Annotated in this window: 7 protein-coding genes; 4 read left to right on the plus strand and 3 right to left on the minus strand. The window is 72.8% G+C overall.

What is annotated here, in order from left to right; genetic code table 11:
- From tilS to B351_RS0102595, 3 genes are all read left to right on the plus strand, one after another.
- Window positions 1-211, plus strand: a 211-nt coding sequence (tilS, locus tag B351_RS16085) for a tRNA lysidine(34) synthetase TilS (protein ID WP_039730784.1), incomplete at its 5' end; no start/stop codon positions are given.
- A gap of 31 nt (window positions 212-242) precedes the next feature.
- Window positions 243-500: an exodeoxyribonuclease VII small subunit gene (locus B351_RS0102590; RefSeq protein ID WP_019397496.1), complete on the plus strand. Its 258-nt coding sequence runs from the start codon at window positions 243-245 to the stop codon at window positions 498-500.
- Complete coding sequence (locus tag B351_RS0102595; protein WP_019397497.1) at window positions 490-1365, plus strand: polyprenyl synthetase family protein; 876 nt, start codon at window positions 490-492, stop codon at window positions 1363-1365. The genes B351_RS0102590 and B351_RS0102595 overlap by 11 nt, the downstream gene beginning before the upstream one ends.
- Window positions 1366-1444: 79 nt before the next feature.
- Here the strand turns inward: B351_RS0102595 and B351_RS0102600 are convergent, their stop codons facing one another.
- Complete coding sequence (locus B351_RS0102600) at window positions 1445-1807, minus strand: DUF4870 domain-containing protein (protein ID WP_019397498.1); 363 nt, start codon at window positions 1805-1807, stop codon at window positions 1445-1447.
- A 114-nt stretch (window positions 1808-1921) separates the two neighbouring features.
- Window positions 1922-3277: a metalloprotease PmbA gene (pmbA, locus tag B351_RS0102605; RefSeq protein ID WP_019397499.1), complete on the minus strand. Its 1356-nt coding sequence runs from the start codon at window positions 3275-3277 to the stop codon at window positions 1922-1924.
- Window positions 3278-3393: 116 nt separating this feature from the next.
- Here pmbA and yjgA point away from each other — a divergent pair, with 116 nt between their 5' ends.
- On the plus strand, window positions 3394-4014 hold the full coding sequence (yjgA, locus tag B351_RS0102610) for a ribosome biogenesis factor YjgA (RefSeq protein ID WP_019397500.1): 621 nt from the start codon (window positions 3394-3396) through the stop codon (window positions 4012-4014).
- 51 nt (window positions 4015-4065) lie between these two features.
- Here the strand turns inward: yjgA and tldD are convergent, their stop codons facing one another.
- Entirely contained in the window at window positions 4066-5511 is a 1446-nt protein-coding gene (tldD, locus tag B351_RS0102615; protein ID WP_019397501.1) for a metalloprotease TldD, read from the minus strand.
- Between the last annotated feature and the right edge of the window lie 99 nt (window positions 5512-5610).

Here is a 5610-nt window from a genome sequence, read left to right on the forward strand (position 1 = left end):
CCTGCGCGGCCGCGCGCATTCGCACGCGCTCAAGCACCTGCTGCAGGAACGTGGCGTGCCGCCGTGGCGGCGCACGCAGCTGCCGCTGCTGTGCGATGCCGGCGGCAGCGTGCTGGCGGCCGCCGACATCGTCCTGGCCGCCCCGCTGGAGCAGTGGCTGGAAGCGCACGCCCTGGTCCTGCGCTGGCAGCCGCCGCGCGCGCCGCGTTGACCCCTTCCGCCCCACCGCGCACACTTGCCGCATGCCGAAGAACGATGCCCTCGACGCCTCCCCCGTCGCCCGGTTCGAGCAATCGCTGGACGAGCTGGAGCAGCTGGTCGAGAAGATGGAACAGGGCGAAATGAGCCTTGAGGATTCGCTGGCCGCCTACGAGCGCGGGGTCGGCCTGTACCGCCGCTGCCAGGGCGCGCTGGAGCAGGCCGAGCTGCGCGTGCGCCTGCTCTCCGACCCCGACCGTCCCGAGGACGCCCAGCCGTTCGGCGCCGACGATGGCGCCTGAGGTTTTCAGGCGCTGGGCCGCGCGCACCGAAGCCACCCTCGAACGCCTGCTCCCGGACGATGCCGCCGAGCCGCGGCGCCTGCACGCGGCCATGCGCCACGCCACCCTCGGCGGCGGCAAGCGCATGCGCCCGCTGCTGGTGTACGCCGCCGGCACCGCGCTGGGCGCGGACGAAACACTGCTGGACGCCCCGGCCGCGGCGGTGGAACTGGTCCACGCCTATTCGCTGGTGCACGACGACCTGCCGGCGATGGACGACGACGACATGCGCCGCGGCCGTCCCACCGTGCACGTGGCCTTCGACGAGGCCACCGCGATCCTGGCCGGCGACGCGCTGCAGACCCTGGCCTTCGAGGCGCTGGCCGAGGCCCAGGCGCCGGCCGCGCTGCGCGCGGCCTGGATGCAGGCACTGGCGCGCGCCTCCGGCGCGCGCGGCATGTGCGGCGGCCAGGCCCTGGACATCGACGCCACCGGCAGCCAGCTGCCGCTGGAGGCGCTGCAGCGCATGCATTCGCTCAAGACCGGGGCGCTGATCCGCGCCGCGGTGCGCATGGGCGCGCTGGGCGCCGGCGCCGACGAGCCGACCCTGCTGCAGCTGGACCGCTACGCCGACGCGCTGGGCCTGGCCTTCCAGGTGCGCGACGACCTGCTGGACATCGAGGCCAGCAGCGAGACCCTGGGCAAGACCGCGGGCAAGGACGTGGCCCAGGCCAAGTCCACCTACCCCGCCCTGCTGGGCGTGGACGGCGCGCGCGCCAAGCTGGAGCAGCTGGCGCTGCAGATGCAGGCCGCGCTGGCCGGGCTGGGCCGCGGCAGCGACCTGCTGCAGGCGCTCGGCGAGCTGGCGGTGCGCCGCAACCACTGAAGGCCGCGCCATCGCAGGCCGGAAAAGCAAAGGGCCCGGCGTTGCCGGGCCCTTTGCATTGGCGCTCGCGCGCCGGCGCTTACTTCACCAGGCGCAGGGTGAACGGATAGCGGTAGGCCTCGCCGCGGTTGGCGGCCATGGCGGCGATGATCGACAGCACGATCCAGCCCAGGGCCACGACCATCAGCAGCAGGAAGCCGATCAGCACCAGGGTCAGCACGCCCGAGACGACCGCGGCGATCAGCACGGTGATGTTGAAGTTCAGCGCTTCCTTGCCCTGGTCGTTGACGAAGGGCATGGTGTCCTTCTTGATCAGCCACACCACCAGCGGACCCAGCAGCGAGCCCAGCGGGATGACCAGGCCGATGAAGGTGGACAGGTGGGCGAACAGGCCCCACAGGCGCTCGTCGGCGCTCACCGCGGTGCTGTTGTAGTCGTTCATTCGTTTTTCCCCTGTAAGTAGTCGGAAAGGCACCGCACGGTGCAATGGGTGAAGCGGCCGAAGGATAGCAATCCGTGCCGGCCGCGCCCATCCTCCCGCCGCGCCGCGCGCGGCTCAGTCCCCGCCGGCCACGGTCATCTTCCCGACCAGGATCGGGCCGGTGCGGATGTGCGAGCGCGGGTCGACCTCGCTGCCCACTGCCTCGACCGCGGCGAACATCGTCCGCAGGTTGCCGGCGATGGTCAGCTCGTCCACCGGGAACGCGATCTGCCCGTCCTCCACCCAGAACCCGGCCGCTCCGCGCGAATAGTCGCCGGTCACCGGGTTGACGCCCTGCCCCATCAGCTCGGTGACCAGCAGGCCGCGGCCCATGCCGCGCAGCATGTCCTGCAGGGTGCCGGCGTTGGCCGAGACCTCCAGGTTGTGCACGCCGCCGGCGTTGCCGGTGGTCTGCAGGCCCAGCTTGCGCGCCGAGTAGCTGCCCAGCACGTAGCGGCGGAGCACGCCGTCGACCACCAGCGGGTTGTCGCGGGTGGCCACGCCGTCGGCGTCGAAGGCCGACGAACGCAGGCCGTGCGGCAGCAGCGGACGCTCATGGATCGACAGCCATTCCGGGAACAGGCGGGTGCCGACGCTGTCCAGCAGGAAGCTCGCCTTGCGGTACAGCGCGCCGCCGGAGACTGCGCCCAGCAGGTGGCCGACCAGCGAGCGGGCGACCTCGGCGGAAAACAGCACCGGGTATTCGCCGGTGGCCACGCTGCGCGGATCCAGGCGCGAGACCGCGCGCTCGGCGGCGCGGCGGCCGATCGCCGCCGGGCTTTCCAGGTCCTGGCGCGCCAGGCCGATGCTGTACCAGCCGTCGCGCTGCATCGCCTCGCCGTGCCCGGCGATCAGGGCCAGGCCCAGCGAATGCTGGGTCTCGCGCTCGCGGCCGACGAAGCCGTGGCTGTTGGCGTACACCGCCAGGCTCTCGCCGCTGCCGAAGGAGGCGCCATCGGAATTGGCCACGCGCGGGTCGGCCTCGCGCCCGGCGGCCTCGCAGGCCAAGGCCAGTTCCACCGCCTCGTCCGCGTCCAGCCGCCACGGGTGCCAGGTGTCCAGGTCGGGGAATTCGCGCGCCATCAGCTCCGGGTCGGCCAGGCCGGCGGCCTCGTCGTCCTCGGTGTGGCGGGCGATCGCGCAGGCCTGCTCGACCGTGGCCTCCAGGCTGGATTCGTGCAGGTCGGCGGTGCTGGCACTGCCCTTGCGCTTGCCGAAGTACACGGTCACGGCGATGCCGCGGTCGTTGGACGACTCCACCGTCTCCACCTCGCCCATGCGCACGGACACGTTGAGCCCGCGCTCCTCGCTGCAGCTGACCTCGGCCTGGCTGGCGCCCAGCGCGCGGGCGCGGGCCAGCAGCCGCTGCGAGATCTCGGCCAGGCGGTCCAGCCGCTGCTGGCTGTCGTCGTTGCGCACGATGTCGTTCACGTTCCCATCCTCAACAGGCAATCCGATAGTGTGCCGGGCCGCACCCGGCGCCGGCGATGCATGGCGCCGGTGGCCATGCGGGTAGAATCGCGCCCATCCGAACGAGCCCCCACCCCATGCGCGGACGCGACGAAGAAACCGGCGAATACCTTTCCCCCAGCCGCAGCCAGAAGCGCCGCGAAGCGCTGGGCGTGCTGGAGCTGGCCGAGAAGCTGGCCGGCCTGACCCCCACCCAGCTGTCGAAGCTGCCCATCCCCGAGGACCTGCTGCCGCACATCGAGCAGACCCGGAAGATCACCGCACACATCGCGCGCAAGCGCCAGCTGGCGTTCCTGGCCAAGCAGATGCGGCGCGAGGACGAGGCCGCGCTGGACGCGATCCGCGACGCGCTGGACGAGGATGGCGTGGCCGCGCGCCGCGAGGTGGCACTGATGCACCGGGTGGAAGGCTGGCGCGAGCGGCTGCTGGAGGAAGGCGACGCCGCCCTCGGCCAGCTGCTGGACGAACATCCGCACGCCGACCGCCAGCGCCTGCGCACCCTGGTGCGCAACACGCTGGAGGAGCGCAAGCGCAACAAGCCGCCGCGCGCGTTCCGCGAGCTGTTCCGCGAACTGAAGGCGCTGCTGGGCGGCGCGGCCGCCGGCGAGGCGGCCGGGTACGGCGCGGACGCCGCGGCCTCCGTCGACGACGAGCTCGAGTTCGACGACGCCGGCTTCGAGCCCGGCCAGGACGACTGACCGCGCCGCCACGCGCCTGCGTCCTGCATCGCCGGCCTCACGCGCGGGCCATCACGCCCGCGTCCCGCCGACGGTCAGGCCGTCGATCAGCAGCGAGGGCTGGCCGACGCCGACCGGCACGCTCTGCCCGTCCTTGCCGCAGATGCCCACGCCCTCGTCCAGGGCCAGGTCGTGGCCGACCATGCGCACCTTCTGCATGGTCTCCGGGCCGTTGCCGATCAGGGTCGCGCCCTTGACCGGCGCGGTGACCTTGCCGTCCTCGATCAGGTAGGCCTCGGTCGCCGAGAACACGTACTTGCCGCTGGTGATGTCGACCTGGCCGCCGCCGAAATTGACCGCGTACAGGCCGCGCTTCACCGAGGCGATCATTTCCTGCGGATCGTGCCGGCCGGCGAGCATGTAGGTATTGGTCATGCGCGGCATCACCAGGTGCGCGAACGACTCGCGGCGGCCGTTGCCGGTCGGGGCCATGCCCATCAGCCGGGCATTGAGGCTGTCCTGCATGTAGCCGACCAGCACGCCGTCCTCGATCAGGGTGGTGCAGCGGGTGGGCTCGCCCTCGTCGTCGATGTTGAGCGAGCCGCGGCGGCCTTCCAGGGTGCCGTCGTCGACAATGGTCACGCCCGGGGCGGCCACGCGCTGGCCGATGCGGCCGGCGTAGGTCGAGGTGCCCTTGCGGTTGAAGTCGCCCTCCAGGCCGTGGCCGACCGCCTCGTGCAGCAGCACGCCCGGCCAGCCGGCGCCCAGCACCACCGGCATGGTGCCGGCCGGGGCGTCCACCGCCTCCAGGTTCACCAGGGCCTGGCGCAGGGCCTCGCGCGCCAGCCGCTCGGGGCGCCCGCCGGCGAACAGCTCCTCGTAGGAATAGCGCCCGCCGCCGCCGGCGTAGCCGGACTCGCGGCGGCCATTGTGCTCGACGATCACCTGCACGTTGAGCCGCACCAGCGGGCGCACGTCCGCGGCCAGCACGCCGTCGCTGCGCGCCACCAGCACGGTGTCCACGCCGCCGGACAGGCTGGCGGTGACCTGCTGCACGCGCGGGTCGGCGGCGCGCAGCAGGCGGTCCAGCGCGCGCAGCAGCTCGACCTTGTCCTCGTTGCGCATGCCGTCCACCGGGTCCAGCGCCGGGTACAGGGCGTGGCCGCCGCTGCGCACCAGCTGGCGCGGGGCGTGGGCGCGGCCGTCGCGGGCGATCGCCCGGGCCGAGCCGGCGGCCAGGCGCAGGGCCTCGGCGTTGATGTCGTCCGAATAGGCGAAGCCGGTCTTCTCGCCGGAGATCGCCCGCACGCCAACGCCCTGCTCGATCGAGTGGGCACCGTCCTTGACGATGCCGTCCTCCACCGTCCAGCTCTCGCGGCGGCTGTGCTGGAAGTACAGGTCGCCGAAGTCGATGCCCGGCCCCAACAGGGTGCCGAAGGCGCGGTCGAGGGCGGCGGGATCCAGCCCGCCGGGCTGCAGCAGGCGGGACTGGGCGAGGGTCAGGGAGGATTCGGTCATGGTGGCTGGATGGGGACGGTCGCCGGCCAGGGCAAGCCGGGGGTGTGCATGATGACACCTGGGCCCTGCACCGCCGATGTCCGGCGGCCACCCAGGCAG

The sequence above is a fragment of the Pseudoxanthomonas sp. GW2 genome, assembly GCF_000283075.1.
In the GTDB taxonomy this organism is placed as follows: domain Bacteria; phylum Pseudomonadota; class Gammaproteobacteria; order Xanthomonadales; family Xanthomonadaceae; genus Pseudoxanthomonas.

What these genes read in the sequence shown, in the direction of transcription:
- B351_RS0102590 (WP_019397496.1), top strand. Translation starts at nt 243, where the DNA reads ATGCCGAAGAACGATGCCCTCGACGCCTCCCCCGTCGCCCGGTTCGAG.
- B351_RS0102595 (WP_019397497.1), top strand. Translation starts at nt 490, where the DNA reads ATGGCGCCTGAGGTTTTCAGGCGCTGGGCCGCGCGCACCGAAGCCACC.
- B351_RS0102600 (WP_019397498.1), bottom strand. Translation starts at nt 1,807, where the DNA reads ATGAACGACTACAACAGCACCGCGGTGAGCGCCGACGAGCGCCTGTGG.
- yjgA (WP_019397500.1), top strand. Translation starts at nt 3,394, where the DNA reads ATGCGCGGACGCGACGAAGAAACCGGCGAATACCTTTCCCCCAGCCGC.
- tldD (WP_019397501.1), bottom strand. Translation starts at nt 5,511, where the DNA reads ATGACCGAATCCTCCCTGACCCTCGCCCAGTCCCGCCTGCTGCAGCCC.